The organism is Cohnella rhizoplanae (genome assembly GCF_948329515.1).
Lineage (GTDB): Bacteria > Bacillota > Bacilli > Paenibacillales > Paenibacillaceae > Cohnella > Cohnella rhizoplanae.
On the sequence record NZ_CAOJCN010000015.1, the window covers coordinates 1 to 15,915 of the forward strand.

Annotated in this window: 6 protein-coding genes; 1 reads left to right on the forward strand and 5 read right to left on the reverse strand. The window is 60.7% G+C overall.

Annotated elements, in window-relative coordinates:
* The 3 genes from PQG80_RS19975 to PQG80_RS19985 all read right to left on the reverse strand — a co-directional run.
* Positions 1-1,087, reverse strand: a 1,087-nt coding sequence (locus PQG80_RS19975; protein ID WP_271753270.1) for a PTS transporter subunit EIIC, incomplete at its 3' end; no start/stop codon positions are given.
* A 300-nt stretch (positions 1,088-1,387) separates the two neighbouring features.
* Entirely contained in the window at positions 1,388-2,380 is a 993-nt protein-coding gene (locus PQG80_RS19980) for a hypothetical protein (protein ID WP_271753271.1), read from the reverse strand.
* 417 nt (positions 2,381-2,797) lie between these two features.
* Positions 2,798-10,522 carry an S-layer homology domain-containing protein gene (locus PQG80_RS19985; RefSeq protein ID WP_271753272.1) on the reverse strand — a complete coding sequence of 2,575 codons (7,725 nt, stop codon included), beginning with the start codon at positions 10,520-10,522 and terminating at the stop codon, positions 2,798-2,800.
* A gap of 573 nt (positions 10,523-11,095) precedes the next feature.
* Here PQG80_RS19985 and PQG80_RS19990 point away from each other — a divergent pair.
* The gene (locus PQG80_RS19990) at positions 11,096-11,767 is read left to right on the forward strand and encodes a M15 family metallopeptidase (RefSeq protein WP_271753273.1); all 672 of its coding nucleotides are present in this window, start codon (positions 11,096-11,098) and stop codon (positions 11,765-11,767) included.
* A gap of 31 nt (positions 11,768-11,798) precedes the next feature.
* Here the strand turns inward: PQG80_RS19990 and PQG80_RS19995 are convergent, their stop codons facing one another.
* Together PQG80_RS19995 and PQG80_RS20000 are read right to left on the reverse strand one after the other, a co-directional pair.
* A complete protein-coding gene (locus PQG80_RS19995) occupies positions 11,799-12,008 on the reverse strand; it encodes a cysteine-rich CWC family protein (protein WP_271753274.1) in 210 nt (69 codons plus the stop codon).
* Positions 12,009-12,024: 16 nt separating this feature from the next.
* Positions 12,025-15,813, reverse strand: a complete 3,789-nt coding sequence (locus tag PQG80_RS20000) for a glycosyltransferase family 39 protein (protein ID WP_271753276.1) — start codon at positions 15,811-15,813, stop codon at positions 12,025-12,027.
* Positions 15,814-15,915: the final 102 nt, after the last annotated feature.

The following is a 15,915-nucleotide window of genomic DNA, read 5'->3' on the forward strand; positions in this document are numbered from 1 at the left end:
TTCCAACGGGAAGAATGAGAAGCGGCTTCGTGCCGAGCGGGAAGTTGATGACGTAGTCGATCAGCCCTTGCGAGAATCCCGCTCCGAGCTTCACGCCCATCGCCGTCATGATAAATCCGCTGAGACCGGTCAGAAGGGCATGAATCACGAACAAAAACGGAGCGGCAAACATAAAGGCAAATTCAATGGGCTCCGTAATCCCCGTCAAAAAGGATACGACCGCCGCGCCTCCGAAGACGGAAGCGATGTCTTTCCTCCGCTCCGGCTTGGCCGTGTGAATGATCGCGAGCGCGGCACCCGGAAGCGCGAACATCATAATCGGGAAGAATCCGGTTATGAACATGCCCGCCGTCTTATCCCCTGCAAAGAAACGCGTCAGATCGCCATGAACGACATTGCCCGCCGCGTCCGTATACGAGCCGATTTGAAACCAGGCGATGGAGTTGAGGATATGGTGCAGGCCGAATGGAATGAGAAGACGGTTCGAAGCCATGTAGATCAAGGAGCCAATGCCGCCCAGATCGACCACCCACCTGCCGAAGACGTCCAACCCTTGCTGAATCGGCACCCAGATGACGCCCAAGACGAGACCGACGATAACCATGGCGAACGAAGTCACGATAGGCACGAATCGTTTGCCGCTAAAAAATCCGAGCCAATCGGGCAGCTTGATTTTGTGGTACTTGGCGTATAGGGAAGAGGCAACAAGCCCTGCGATAATGCCGCCGATCACCCCCATATTTATTTTGGCGTCCTCTCCTACGAACGCAAAGGCGACGGGCACGGCCTCCAGTACGTTCGCAAGCACTTGATAGGCAATGACGGCCGCAAGCGCGGCGACAGCGTCTCCCGCAAGCCCGATCGCAACGCCGATGGCGAAGATCAGCGGGAGGTTACCGAATATCGCCGAACCGCCGGCATTGAGGAAGGGCGCCAAGTAATGGTTCAACCATCCCCCGACATGACTGCCCAGACCAAGATCTTTTACGTAGTCGATATTTCCGAATCGCAGCAAGAGCGAAGCGGCAGGCAATGAAGCGATGGGAAGCATAAGGGCCTTTCCGATTTTCTGCAAAAAAACCAGCATATCTTTCATCCCCTTTACCGGTCGTCTTTCGTTTTCACTATCTCGTCTCTTTGTAATCGCCAACTCCATGACGGTGCCGTTATCGGCGTCCCCTCTCTCATCAAGCCCCCATGGCGGCCGTGCATCCGTTTGCAAGCAGGAAACAAAAAAAGCCAAAGATCCAAATTCCCCGAAGGGAGTTCGATCTTTGGCTCATGCCCGTAAACGGTAACACGCCGATGCATTTTTAATTGTTTTTAATATAGCCTAACTCATTAACGAAGTCAATAATTATTTGACTCTCATTTGTCAACACTCCACCTATTTTCCAAGGCTGAAATTCGTGACTTGCAGCGAATTTGTGCCCTGGTAAGCATTAAAGTTCCAGAACCTCACAACATTGCTCTTTACGGTGATGCCCGCAAAATAACCGTCGGACGCGGCAGGAGCCTTAAATGAAGTTTTTGAAAGCACTTTGAAATTTTCGTCTATGGCTTGGATGGAAAAAGGATCGCTGGATTCATAAGCATAAAATTTTCCGCTATCATAGAATGAAAGCCCCCGATAGATCCAATCGTACCCGCGCGCATCGTACTGCATGTCTTTCTTATAGATATTGAAGACGGTTGTAACGGCGCCCCTGAAAATAAGACGGTCTCGTTTCGAGGTCAAGACGATTTCCGAACCGATGTTGCCCTTTATCCTATTTTTCGGATCGTCGATTTTCAAAGGCTTCGAAAGCTCGCCCTCGAAAACAATCTCGTACTTCCCCTTTTCAGTTTCATAGATTACGCCTGAACGGTCATTCGTATCAATCGGGAAAAACTTCCTCGCCGTTGAATAGGCATCCGCCGGTTTGTCCCAGACATGCAGCGTTTTTTGACTTGCGAGCCGACCGTCTTCCAAATCGACCGTTGCGACTTGAAGGCTCTTTTTATCTCCGAAAAAAACATAGTTGTTCACGAAAACGATGGATTTCGATGAGCCGTCGCCGGTTTCATTAAAGGTAAGCACTTCTTTGCCGCGAAAGAGCCACTTATTCTTTTTCGCCACGCTCATATAAATGTGCTGACCATCGGGCGAGTATATAGGCGACCAGGTAACGATGGTATAGTCGCCTTTTTCCTGCACTTTTAAGTCACTGTTATACGCTACGAACGTCCGCTCTGGATCAAAAGGTGCCGCACCGAACTGACGACTGATCGATGATGACTTCACAGCCGTGGATTGAGCTGCGTGCACAGGGGAGCTGGCCGCATAGGAAAGTAAGAAACAGATTAATAGCAGTATCCTGGTTCCTTGGCGGATCAACATGAGTCTTTTCTCCTTCAGTCACTCTGTTTCTTTAGGGTTCGTTCCATAGTAGCCATGGGTAACAGATCAGCGTATCATGGGTATCAGCCGTTCATGGATACCCTCCTCGAGATTTTCTAAGGACCAGCGATACGATGATAATCAAAGAACCAACCGTTCCGAATGGATCGTACCCTAACGTTAACGCCGAACATACAAAAAGCCCGATCCATCCCCAGTTCTGCCGAAGCGCCAATCCTAACAGGCATGCCAGCCACGCGGTCCCCAGCACGATGAAGGCACGCTTTAATCGTGAAGCTGTCTTTTTTATCGTCGTACGTATAGGAGACGGGCGCGAAGGCGTTGTTGCTCGCGATCTTGCCCGGCGGCGCGGTCATCGCGCCTTGCGTCCCTTCGATTCGATTCGTTCAAATTAAGCTAATGGACTGCGTCCCGTCGCTCGACGATCCGCTTGACCAGCACGGCGGCTTGCGCGCGGGTGGCAATGCCGGACGCGTCGAACCGATTGGCGTTCGCACCGCGCAGCAGACCGGACTTGATGGCCGAAGCGGCCTCGGCGCGAGCCCAAGGACTGATCTCGTCTCTGTCCGCGAACGGCTGCAGCAGCGCCGCGATCTCTGTATCCGACGCCGCCGCCGCATCGGGCAAGAGCTTCGTATAAGCTCTCCAGGCCATCACGGACATTTGCTCGCGGGTAATCCGTTCGTTCGGCAGAAACTTGCCTGAACCGTCGCCGTTAATCAAGCCAAGGGCAGCTGCCTTCCGCACCGAGTCGTAATACCAGTCGCCCGGCTTCACGTCGTCAAACGCGATGCCCTCCGTATCCGGTGCCTTCTCGCCGAAGATGCGCGCGAGCAGCGCCGCGAATTCCGCGCGGGTCACGCTTCGATTCGGCTGGTAGGCATCTTCTGACACGCCTTTCACGTACAATCGAGCGGCTAGCCAGTCGATGTCCGCCTTTGCCCAATGCTTCTCCATATCCGCAAATGGACTCGTATATACCGCACCGCCGTAGTAAGCCGAGCCGTCCGCTTCGTTGCCAAGGGCAAGCGCCGCAGCTCCCTGCGCTTCGGAGACGAACCTCCAGCTCTGGCCGGCCGGATCGTAGCGGTACAGTCCGTTCGCGCCGGCGTTCGCGGTACCGGCCCATTGAACGACGAGCGCATCCGGCTGACTGGCGGCCAGCGGGATCGGATTCGAATCCTCTTCCGCCGTCAGAGCCAACCGGTACAGTCCGGTTCGCGCCTCCATTCCGTTCGAGCCGGCTAGCAGGCGTTCTAGCCAAGCCGATTCGTCGCTGACCGCAGCCCGGTTGACGATCAGGTGAACGAGCCTCGTCTTGTCGCCGACGCCCTGCCAGCCATCCGTGCGTACGGTGACGGTGAGCGATTCGGCCTTGAGCAGCACTTTCGCTTTGGCCCCGGCAAGCGCGCGATACGCTTCGGCTGGGATGACGATGTCATAGGAATCGTGCCCGGCAGGCGCCCTAAGGTACAGCGCCGTTCTGTCCTGCCCTGCTTTCAGCGCAGCCAGCACCCTGGCGGCCTTCAGCTTGACGACCGCTTGCTTGCGTCCGTCCGCCTCCTTGCCCGTCACTTCGGCATCTCGGCCGATGTCGGCGGGATCTCCGTCATTCGGCCCGCCGTTGCCGCTGCCCGTACCTGGATCGGGACCCGGTCCAGGTCCCGGCCCCGGTTCGGAGACGCGCACGATTTTTAGCGTGTAGACCTCATGAATGTCCGGGTAATTCGCGGCCTCGGTCTCGATCGGAATCAGACCGTCGCTCGGAATGCCGACCGTACGGAACTCGCCGTCCGCGAGCGGCACGTCCCGTACGGATAGCTTGCCACCCGTTTGCGCCAGAGTCGCTTTCACCTTAACCGTCGCGGCGTCCGCTCCGACTTGCACCGTGTATTCGGTATGGTCGGGGGAGAACGCTTCGGTCAGCTTGCCGCCCTCGAACTCCAGCCCGCTCAGCCTGGCGTTCGGGCCGGACAGCCGAAGCGTCGATTCGGCGCTCGGATTGCCGAGGGCATCGGCTGCCGCGCCGGCCGCAAGATGAATCTCGACGCCGTTCGATTCGGAGATCGGTCCGCTGAGCGTCAGAATCGCAGCCTGCGTCTGTCCGCCCTTGGCAGGCATTTGTACGACGGCGGATTGAACCGTGCGGTCCGTGCCGCTCAAGGTGAACGCTTCTGGCGCAAGGAGCGCCCCCTGCGACAATGGTTCATTGAACAGGATCCGGATCGCGGCGTTGCCTCCCGTCGCCTCCGCCGTTGTCGGCATCGGCCCCGTCGCGTCACGGACGACGGCCTTGACCGTCTGAGTCGTACCGACCGGCATCTTCACGTCCGCGTAGCTGACGAACGGCGCAGGCAGGATGTCGACGCCGTATTCGGCTCCCTCCGCCAATACGCCATCGTTCGGCGTGAACCGAACCTTGCGTGCCAGCTTCGCGCCGCCTGCATCTTGCGCCTCGATATATGCAGCGGTTCCTGCTACGGCTCCTTCCGGACCGGTCACGACGATCGTCCCTTCGGCGATCGCCGCGTCCGCCTTCAGATACTTGCTGAACGTCACATCGACATAGCCTTTGGCTTCGCCGCTGCCGGCGATCGCCTCGATCCCGACGACGGTCGGCGGCGCCTTCGAGACAAGCCCCGCATTGACGTCGAAGTGCGGAGGCGGCACCTTCAGTTCCACGCTGTACGTCGTCTCATAACCCGGCTTTTCCCAGGCAACCTTCCAGACGCCCTCCGGGACGTCCCAGCCGTATCGGCCTTGGGCGTCGGTGTATTGCGGATTGATCTGCCCGTAATCCGGCGCGTCGTTCCACACCTTCCACATGCCCGAGCCCGATTCCTTGAAGAGCACGGTCGCCTTCACCTGCTCCAGTCGGTTGGCGGGCACCGCTTCGTACACGTAGCCGCTCGGATCGTAGATCCATTTGATGCGGGCCTTCTTCTTCAGTTTTTTCTTGTAAATATTCTCTTCTTCCGGATCTTCGAGGTCTTCGTCGTCGTCGTGACAGCTCGAAGGATCCGTCGGCCCCGCCGATCCGACAAGTCCGATCTGCTCGTCGACATAGCTGTCAATCTTGTTGGTGACGTATTTGCTCGCGTAGCCGCCCAGGAACCCGATCGGTCCCTCGAGCATCATCGCGCCCGTCCAGGCGCCGAGCGCGGTTTTCGCGATCTCGCCGCCGACCGTCGCCAGCAGCGCCTTGCCCGCCTGTTCGCCGGTCGCCTCCATATTTTCCGGGCAGACCGTCGAGGATTCGATGTTCTCCATGATTTTCATCACTTTGCCGGCATAGCCCTTGTAGCCCTCGTATTGATCCTTAATCGAGAAGAGCGGATCGGAAGCTTCCGTGGAGATCATCTTGTAGTCGCTGGATACCTGGATCATTCCCTGTTGGTAGGGCGTCGTCTCGATGCCCATCTCCTCCAGAACCTCCAGCGGGTCCAATCCATCTCCGTCGAACGCGGCCAGCGCGCGCACGCCCGATCGCACCTTGTCCGCGGGGAACAGGTACCCCTTTGGCATATAACCCTTCATGCTCACCTCGATGCCGTTCTCCGTCTCCATTGTCTCGAAGGTGACGTTGTACATCGGGATGCCCTCCGCCTCCGCCTGAACGATCTCTTCCACGGTCGGGAAGTAAGAGGTCGGCGTCAGATCGATGCGCTCGCTCGCTTCGAGCCGTATATCCTCCTCCTCGGGGAATTCGAACACGGCGCGTCCGGCGTAAACGTCGTCTTTTAACGCAAACGGCGTTTTTTCGGCGATTTTGAAATTCCGGAATGCAGGAGGCAGTAGCGCGTTCGTCTCTGCCTCGGTCGGGATCTCCTTGGTGATCACGGCCTTCGGCTTCACGGTGTCGTAGGCGACGTACAAGCTGCCGAGCGAATTGGGCGTTGACGGCACCGTCGCCCAGAATTCGCCGTCGGCACGCTTCTCGGCCGTCACCGGCTGGCCGATTTGGCCGCCCAGGTACACCTTCACGTTTTTCACGCGGTCCGGCTTGTCGAACTTCAGGACGAAGGCGAACGGGTTGCCCGGCACGACCGTGTACGGCAGCTGCACCAACCCTTTTGCGACTTCCAGCCGTACCCACTTGCCATCCGGATACTGGACCATATCGATCGTTTGGAGCGTCGGCGCCGCCTCGTCGTAGCTCACCAACTTTTGCTGCGTGCGAATCGTTCGATCGCCCGTCACCGCCTCGGCCCATAGCAGGTGCACATCCGAGCTGCCCGACGGGCTCAGCTGGATATCGCTCTGCCAGGTTCCGGCCGATGTCGCATTTACCGTGGCGAGCAGCATGTGCTCGTCATAAATGTTGACCCGGCTCGACGCCGGCGCGAGCCCGCCGACCTTGACGACAGACGAGGAGACCGTCTCCGGCGCCTCGATCGTGACCGTCGGCGCTTCCAGCACGGCGGTGCCTATCGCTTCGTCCACTGCTTTACCCTCGGATGTGCCCGCGATCCGGGCCGGCAGCTTCGCGCGGCCTTGGCTATAGTCCGGAGCCAGCTTGGCCTGGAAAATAACCGTCCCCTTCTCGTACGCGGCAATGTCGCCAAGCTGGACTTCCAACGCTCCGTCCTTCACGACGGCCCTTCCGGCCTCGCCGTTCACGCGAACGAGAACCTCGCCGTTCTCGGACACAGGCGTTATGCCGTTCGGCAGCTCCACGCGAAGCACGGCGCCGCCGATCGCGTATTTCGCGCCGTTCTGATAGTACGCCCGCAAGTTCGCCACGGCTCCCGGCGACACCTCGCTCGGCTCCGCCATAAAGCCGTTGTATCTCGAGCTGGTGAAGTAGCTGGCCGGCGTTAACGTCAGCTTGCCGACGTTAACGGTTTCCCGCTCTCGAACGGTCACTTGGGCCGTTGCCGCGGACAGCGCGTTCGTATCCGGGTCTCTGCGCGTGACCTCCAGCTTGTAGGTTCCCGGCGTCGGTGCGTGTACGAGGAAGCTCCCCCCGCGGTAGCTTTGGGAATCGACATAAGCCTGGCCCTTGCCGGTGACTTCGTACAGCGACACATTCGTCCATACGTCGACATTGGCGTCGAAGCCGCCGCTAACGAACCCGCCCTTCTCTTCGACCCACAATTCCGCCGTCGCATTGGCGTTGGCATCCAGTACGACATGCGTGCACTGCATAAACGATCGCGTCATCGCGCCATTTACGCATACCTCGACGTTATCGCCGGGCAAGCCCTGAAGCATGACGATATTGTGGAAAAAGCTGACGCGGTTGCTCGTTTTTCCCTTCAGCGTGGCGCTGAACCGGAGCGCCTCCATATCGATCGGTCCCACCCAATCGCCGCCGATCGGCTTGAGGTGGACATTTAACGTGACCTGCCCCGTCGGGAAAGTCCACAGCGGAATATCCAGCGACTTCGTCTCGCCTTTGACGACGTCGGCCTTCAGGCCTTCTTCGGAAAAATAGTTAAACGAAGATTTCCCCGCCTGGATCGCGGCTTCTCCGGCGAACAGCGTTAATTCGTAGGCGCCGGACGGCCCCGTGTATGCTTTGCGGACGACCGGCTTGCCCTTATGCATCTGCGTGGCGGATACGAGCGCATTCGCGACCGGCTGGCCTTTGGGATCAAGCACCCTGCCCTTCAGCTTTCCCTCGGGCGTGCGCTCCAAGATCAGCTTGATCACCTGATCGCCGCCGACGACCTCGAACGTCATCGGCGTCATTTCGTCGTACGCCGTATTTTCCAGAACGGCCTTCACGGTATACTTGGGCGCAGCGTCCTCGAGCTCGATCGGGTCCGTGCGGCCATCTTCGTCCGTCACGGCCGACGTCACATAGTTCTCCTGCGCTTCGTCCCACAGCTCCGCGTATATGCCGGGCACCGGTTTGCCGTCCGTGTCGCGAACCTCGAACGTCAGCCGGACCGGCTGCTTGACGGTCAAGGTCAACGTGGAGGTCCATCCTGCCGACACCTCGACGTCGGATTGCACGCCGAGCGTTTTACCGTCCCGCGACATGAGCGAGACCGTATAATCCTCGGCGGGCTTTAATCCCTCGAGCTTGACAGACTCGGCGTCCGCGAGCCTCACCGACGCGCCCTCTCCGTCCGGATTGGATACCGTTACATAGGCGTCTTCCAGTTCGATTTGACTCGGATTGTCGAACGCAACCTGCAGATTGCCCGGAATGACAACCGGCAAGCCTGCTGCCGTCTTCTCCACAGGTCCGCCCGAAGCCCCCTGCATAACGGCCGTCACCGACATAATGCCGGAAATGCCCTCCTTCACCGGGAACGTCGCCTTGTATTCGCCCGATCCCGAGTTCGTCTCGACCAGATCGACCGACGACTCGGTCGTGCGAGGCGCAGGCAGACGGTCGTCCGACGCGTCCAGCCAGGTCTCGTAGGCGATCTTGGCGGCGATCGCGCGGCCGGCGATCGCTTTTGCCCGGATCGTCATCGTACTGCCCAGCTTCGGCAGCCGATCCGGCGTCGTCTTGTCGAACGCCAAGCTGAGCTCGAGCGTCCGGTCGTCGGCCGGCGTCTCTACGCGGACGGCGGGGCCGTCGGTCGTCGCGACGTCATTCCCGTTTACGGCCTCGACGCGGAAAATATAAACCGTAGCCGGCTTGAGCGCCTCGGCCGTATACGTCAATGTGCCGCCGTCAACGTCGGCAAGCTGCTCGTCGTTCGCGAATACGCGATACGCCTTGACTCCGCCTACAGCCGTTGCCGGCGTCCAGGTCAGCGTCGCCCGGTCGGGCCGGACGTCGCTCGCTTCCAGCTTGCTGCCTTCCGGCCACGCGGGCGCGCCGTCGTCGGGCTTCTCTATGGAAGCGACGAACAACCCCACTCGCATCGTCCCGTCGTCCGGGTCGCCTTCGCCATAACCTGCGCTGAATACGGCGACCTCCGCGCCGTCGCTGATCAAGAGGTCCGCAATCGGCAGCTTCAGTTTGGGGTCGTCGACGTTCACGGTCGCTTCCTTCGTGATGCCCAGATCCAGCATCGCGATCAACGACTGCGAGATATCCGACGAATCGAGCGTCGTATCGAAAACGACGTATTGACCGTCCGCGCTGATCCGCGGCTCAACGCTATCATAGGCCAGCTCCGAGCCGTCCGGCGCGACGGATACGCGCTCGATGGCATTCCCGCCGGCATTGCTGGACGTACGATAGACGTAGATGTCCTTGAGCCCGTTATCATTATCGTCGTGCGTCAGGACGCTTTCCGACTCGAATGCGACGACGTTGCCGTCCGCGCTGATCTTCGCGTTGCGGCTCTCTTCCCCGTCTAGTTCACTTGAGACCGGCATGCTGATCAGATGGTTCGTCCCCGTCGTGGTGTCGTGGATAAAGACATCTCTGTAAGAGTCGTCGTCCCTTGCGTCGAGAGACTGGGAATCGGATTCGAAAGCGACGTAGCGCCCGTCCGCGCTGATCGAAGGCCGTTCGCTGTCGTCCCCTTCGAGATCGGCGGCCGCGCTGATCATGGCGTTCGTGCCGCTGTCGCGGTCGTATACGAACACGTCGCGAGTGTCCGTATCGCCCGGGACGAGATCCGCGGCGCTGGAATCGTAAGCCACATAGCGGCCGTCCGCGCTGATCGAAGGGTTATCGGTCTTCCCTGTCGCAGGCGCGGTACCGCCCGTTTGCTTGGTGATCAGGGTCATTTCCTTCGTCGTGCGGTCGAACAGATAGAGGTTTTGCTGGGCAAAAACGCTCTCCCCGCCGATGATAGCGAACCAACGGGCGTCCGGCGTCATCTCGAACTTGGAGACCTCAAAGCCCGACATGTCTTGCAAGATCGGCTCCTGCGTACCGTTGTTGCGGTCGAACAGCCGGAGCGTCGAATGCTGCCCAAAGTCCGTGTATTGGAGGTACGCGACATAACGTCCGTCGGGCGTAATCCTCACATTTTCCACCGAATCGAATTCTGTATAGTCGAATAATTTTTGTAGATGATTCCATGCCGGCAACGCTGCCGCCGTAAGCAATTCGGTCCTCAGCATGTCGGACAGCTGCTCCGGCACGCCTTCCTCGGCCTGCGTCCGCGTCCATCCAGCGAACAAGCTGCCGCTCAGCATCGATACGATCATCAGGCAAGCGATCCATCGCATGCCGATCTTTTTAAAGCTAGGCGAATTCACACAATCTCTCTCCTTTCCATGTTTTAGGTACAGTATCGAGCAGCACGGAAAATCGCCGTTCGCCACCGCTTCCTTTTTATCGATCGCGAGCTCGGGCTTGTTGGCCCCCATGCCGCATTTCCATTTAATCGCAGATGCCAGGCAGAGTCGACGGACTATGAGTATCAAAGTAACTCTTTTATCCGAAATATGCCGCAAATTCCCCAAGCTTTCACAACCATACAAAGAAAGGCCATCCAACGTCGGATGGCCTTTTCTACGTCAAATTTTCATTGCGCGATCGGCAAGACTTTAATAATCGCATGCGCGCTCTCGCGCAACGCGGCGGATGAAGAACCCCGCGACCAAACTGATCAATGCGATGATCGTCGTCCCTGCGCGCGGAAACAATCATGGCCGAGTCACCCCTTTGCGTTCCTGCCTCTGTCTTCGAGGGAGGCGTGCTTTCAGTCAAGCCGGTAGCTTACAAGGCTGGGTTTGATCGCTCCTCACGCTTATAATAGAACGATAGGATTACGGATCGCGTATCGGAGAATACTAGGAAGTAAAGATAGATTCGAAAGGAAGGGAAATATGAACTTGGAACCCTCCGGGGCATCGCTGGCGAGAAGGCGAGCTTCCCCCGCCCGCCGGCGCAGTCGCCTGCTGCTGGCCGCATGCGCCGCAGCCGCTCTGATCGTCGCCGCGAACCTGCCTGCCGTTAAATTATTGCTGCCCGCCGAGCTGTGGAGCGAAGTGCCTCCGGTCGTCGCTCTGCACCCGATCGTCGCCGAGAAGATGAAGACGTTGAAGGCCGAGGCCGAAGCGCAGGGCATCCGGATCGCGATCACGGACGGTTTTCGCAGCGAGACGGAGCAGGACGCGCTCTATCGCAAGGGACGGAGCGCGCCGGGCGCCATCGTGACGAATGCCAAAGGCGGCCAGTCGTACCATAATTACGGCTTGGCCATCGACTTCGCGATTCGCGCGAAGAACGGCGACGCGCTCTGGGACATGGAATACGACGGCAACCGCAATGGGCAATCGGACTGGATGGAGGTCGTCGCGATCGCCAAGCGGCTGGGCTTCGCTTGGGGCGGCGACTGGGAGAGCTTCCCCGACTATCCGCATCTGCAGATGGACTTCGGGCTTTCCATCGCCGAGCTGCAGCGCGGGCATCGGCCGCCCGAGGATCTCCGGCTCGCGGAGGAATGGGTGCGGAACGCAAGCGGCAAGGCCCAAAAAGAAAAGCTGTCCGCGCCATGAATGGCCGGACAGCTTTTCTGCGGAACGGGCTTCAAATAGAGGCGCCCCGGCCGCGCTCGGCGCAAGCCCGGCAGACGCAGACGCGGCCTCGCAGCGGCGGAGGAACGCGCTCCAGCACGCGCTCGCCGATCGCCCTGCGCATGCACCAGCAGGACTCCGCCTGCTGCCCCGCCTCGATCGCGCAGCCGTTCGGTCCGCCGCAGAGCGGACAGGCGGCCGCTTCTTTTTTCTCCGATGCCATGCGCCCCCCGCCCTCCTCAGCCGTTAAAAATCCAGGACTTGAACCAACGAAGCGTATGGGCGACATAAGACTTATCCACCGTCATACCGGACAGGATCGGATAGAACAGGACGAACAGCAGCAGCGAAGCGCCGAGATAGCCGTAAACATGGCCGCGCGCGAGCAGTCCGCGATCCCTGCCTTCCTTCAATGCGTACACGATCAGAAGGATCACAAAAGGGACGCTCGCAAAGAAATGGTAGATAAACGTCAATCGCGTCACGCCGACCCACGGCAGGAACTGGGCGGCCAGGCCGATCAGCAGGAAGACGAGCCGCGGATCGCGCGCCCGGCCCTTGAAGAGCAGGAAGATCGCGGCCGCGACGGCGGCGATGCCGGTCCACCATACGGCGGGATTGCCCATCGCCACGATGCTCGACACTTGACCCGCCGCGACGGAGCCGCCGTAATACCAGATCGGCTTCACCATCAGCGGCCACTCCCACCAGCTCGAAGCGAACGGATGGGTCGCCACGAGATGCGCGTGGTAGTTGTACATGAACTTCTGAAAAGTCAGCATATCGTGGAACCCGTGGCCAGGACCCGGCACGAGGAAAAACGGGATATAACTCGCCGTGTAGATCAGCGCGGGCACGACCAGGAAAAACGGCACGCACCACAGCACCGTCCGCAGCAGGAACGAACGCTCCGACCGGCGCCGCCACAGCGTGATCGCGAACACGACCGCAAGTCCGCCTCCCGCATAAATATCGATCCACTTGCTCGCGGCGCCGAGACCGAAGAACAGACCCGCCAGCGCGAGCGGCACGGCGACCCGGCGGAAGCTTTCTCCCGCCAAAGCCCGCTCGTAATACTTGTACATGTACAGATACATCAGCAGGATAAAGAAAACGCCGTAAACGTCGACCGTCGCGATGCGCGTCTGCGTGAAGTGCATGAAGTCGAACGTCAGCAGGAACGCCGCCGCGAAGGCGAGCTCGGTGCGGCCGAACATGCGCTTGGCGAGCAGGTACATGAGCGGGATCATCGCGATGCCGAGCAGCGTGCCCATGATCCGCCAGCCGAACGGGTTCATGCCGAACAGGGAGACGCCGAGCGCCATTAGGCCCTTGCCGAGCGGCGGATGCGTCGTCTCGTACGGCTCGATATGGTGCAGGAACTCGTAGGCCGTGCGGCCGTGGTAGATCTCGTCGAAATACATGCTGTTGAGATAGGACGGCTTCTTGGGCACGTCGCCCTGCTCGTCCAGCAGCGCGTCGCCTCCCTCGCTCGTCTTGGCCGGCGTCAGTCGCCCGCCCTGCGCATCGCGGAAGGCCAGCTCGTACAGCGTCCAGCCCGCAGTCGACGACGAGACCCGCACGTACCGCTGGTTGATGGCGACCGGCTGCTCCTTCCATTGGAAGACGGAGCCGCCGTTCAGCTTAAACGAGAGCGCGCTGGTCCAGTTCGTGCCGTCCGCCGATTGCGACAGCTCGATCGTGCTGTCCTCCGCGCGCCCCTCGTCCCGCGTACCGCCGAACCAGATGACGGAGGCGACGGCCTGCGGCTCGCCGAAGTCGTACACGATGGCGCTGGCCGGCGCGGCGGGTGTCCAGCCGGACTCGGGCGCGCGCATGGAGCCGAGGTTCACGAGCGCGATGATGGCATAAGCCAGCGTCAGTCCGCCTACGAGCAACCGGTCGAGCCGGGAAAACCTGGCGTCGGACGCCGGTACGGCGGTCTCGAAGGCGGGCCGGGCCGGCGCGGACTTGGACGGGAAGCTGCCTTTGCCGCCTTTGCCGGTGCTATGGCCTCGGCCCCCGGCCGCCGCGGCGGGCGCAACCGGCGCTGCCGCGAGCGCCTTGCCCTTGTTCAGCGTCCAACCGACGTAAACGGCATAAGCCGCGATCGCCAGGTTACAGAGCGAAAGGAAGCGGAAGAAGCCGTCCGCGTTCTGCAGGTAATAGTTCTTATCCAATCCGAAATAGAGAACGTAAGCCGCGTCGGCAAAATGCGTGAACGTAAGGCCGAGGAACATCCACAGCATGCGCCGGTCCTTGAGCAGGATAAACGCGAGCAGCGCGAGCGCGACGGCCGGATAGCCGTAACGCTCGTGCATGCTGGTCTTGAGGATGAACACGAGCAGGAACGTCAAGTACGCGAGGTACGTCCATCGCGGCGCGGCCTCGAGCTTGCGATGGCGCCAGGCGAGCCAGACGACGAAGGCGACGATCAGCACGACGGACAGATTGCTCCAGAAGGCCATCGCGGCCGTCACCTTGACGCCGTTAAGTCCGAGCAGGCCGTACAGGTTGGCCGCGTTGAGCGTAGCGTACGGGTAGCTGTCGAACATCGCGCGGTAACGCTCCGCGATCCAGCCCGGATGCTGCTTCAGGGAGAACGGCAGCACGAGCAGGAGGAAGACGGCGGCGCCGTACAGCATGGATTCGCCCCACGCCCTGCGGCTGCGGCGAACGGCGAGCGCGAGCAGCAGCACCGGTATGGCGACGATCGCCTGCGGCTTGATCAGTACGGCGGCGACGACGGCGGCGGCGGCATAAGGAAGCTTGCCCGCGACGATCGCCCACACGGCGAGCAGGATGAACAGCGCCAGGAACGAATCGATCTGTCCCCACACGACCGAGTTGTGGAAAACCATCGGGTTGAACAAATATAAGGAAGCGGTCGCGGCCGCCGCCGCGGCCCCGAAGCGCGGACGCGCGATGCGCAGCAGAATGTACGACGACGCGAGATCGGCGGCGATCGAGGGCAGCTTGAGCAGCAGCGCCGAGCCGGCGGAGGGGTACCCGATATCCATCAGCTTCTGCAGCATGCCGACGACGTATAGGACGTAAATGTAACCAGGCGGATAGTCCACGAAGATATCGGCCGTGTAGAACCCGTGCAGCCCTGCCTCGAACGCATGATTCGCCCAAAAGTAAAAATCGAGCGCGTCGATGGGATGTCCCTGCATCATCGGCGCGCAGGCGACCCGGACGAGCAGCGCGCCCGCGAACAGCAGCAGCGCGGTCCCGGTCCCTGCGCCCTTGCCGCTCTCATGCAGGCTCGCGGCGACGGTGCCGGCGCGGCGCAGATACGCGACGATCGCCCAGGCGAGCCCGGCGTAAGCCGCGGCCAGGAGGAACATCATCGCGGTGTAAGTACCATGACCGCCCCCTGCCTGATCACCGCCGTTCGCGGCCCCGCCGTAGGCTTCGGGCCACAGCGGGATGACGACCGCTCCGGCCGGAGCTTCCGCCAGCTTTTCCATGGCGATGTCGTCGAAGTCCGCGCGGCCGCTGTTCAGGCTGCCGTAGCTGCCCAGCCGCGCCGCGATCGTGACGCTTGTCTGCGCCGGACCCGTCCGGCCGTACCACTCGACGGGACGCCATTCGCCGTGCGTATCGCCGATCGCCGGGAACGGGGCGGCGATGCCCAGTACGGACAGGTTGCCGCCGGCGCGATCCGCGAGTCCGCCCGCGACCCGGATCCAGCCGGACAGCTTGTAGACGGTGTCGGCCTCAGCCGCTACCGTCTGTATCCAGCGCGCGTCGTTCTCCGCGTTGCTCGAGACGCTTAGATAACCTTGGCCGCTATGACCGCCGTCCCGTCCGACCGTCAACGCGCTGACCGCAGCGCCGTTCGCATCCGACGCGTACACCTCCTGCGTCCAGCCTTCGGGCTGTCCGCTCCCATCCAAGGGACTCTCCGCGCCGCCGTTACGCACCAAGGCTGCAGCCTCTTCCGCATATACGGCGGAGGTGCCTCCTGCGTACAGCATGAAGATCAGCGCCGCCAACAAACATACCCCTATCGTTCTTCTCATGCTTCCCCCCGGCGATCCCTTAGATCTCGCGACAGCGGCGCGGCGCCCGGACGGCCATGGCGCCGCGAGGGCGCTAGCGGCCGTTAACCGGCAAGAAATGCG

Coding starts and splice junctions, on each gene's coding strand:
- PQG80_RS19980 (WP_271753271.1), bottom strand. CDS start 2,380: ATGTTGATCCGCCAAGGAACCAGGATACTGCTATTAATCTGTTTCTTA.
- PQG80_RS19995 (WP_271753274.1), bottom strand. CDS start 12,008: ATGGCATCGGAGAAAAAAGAAGCGGCCGCCTGTCCGCTCTGCGGCGGA.
- PQG80_RS19990 (WP_271753273.1), top strand. CDS start 11,096: ATGAACTTGGAACCCTCCGGGGCATCGCTGGCGAGAAGGCGAGCTTCC.
- PQG80_RS20000 (WP_271753276.1), bottom strand. CDS start 15,813: ATGAGAAGAACGATAGGGGTATGTTTGTTGGCGGCGCTGATCTTCATG.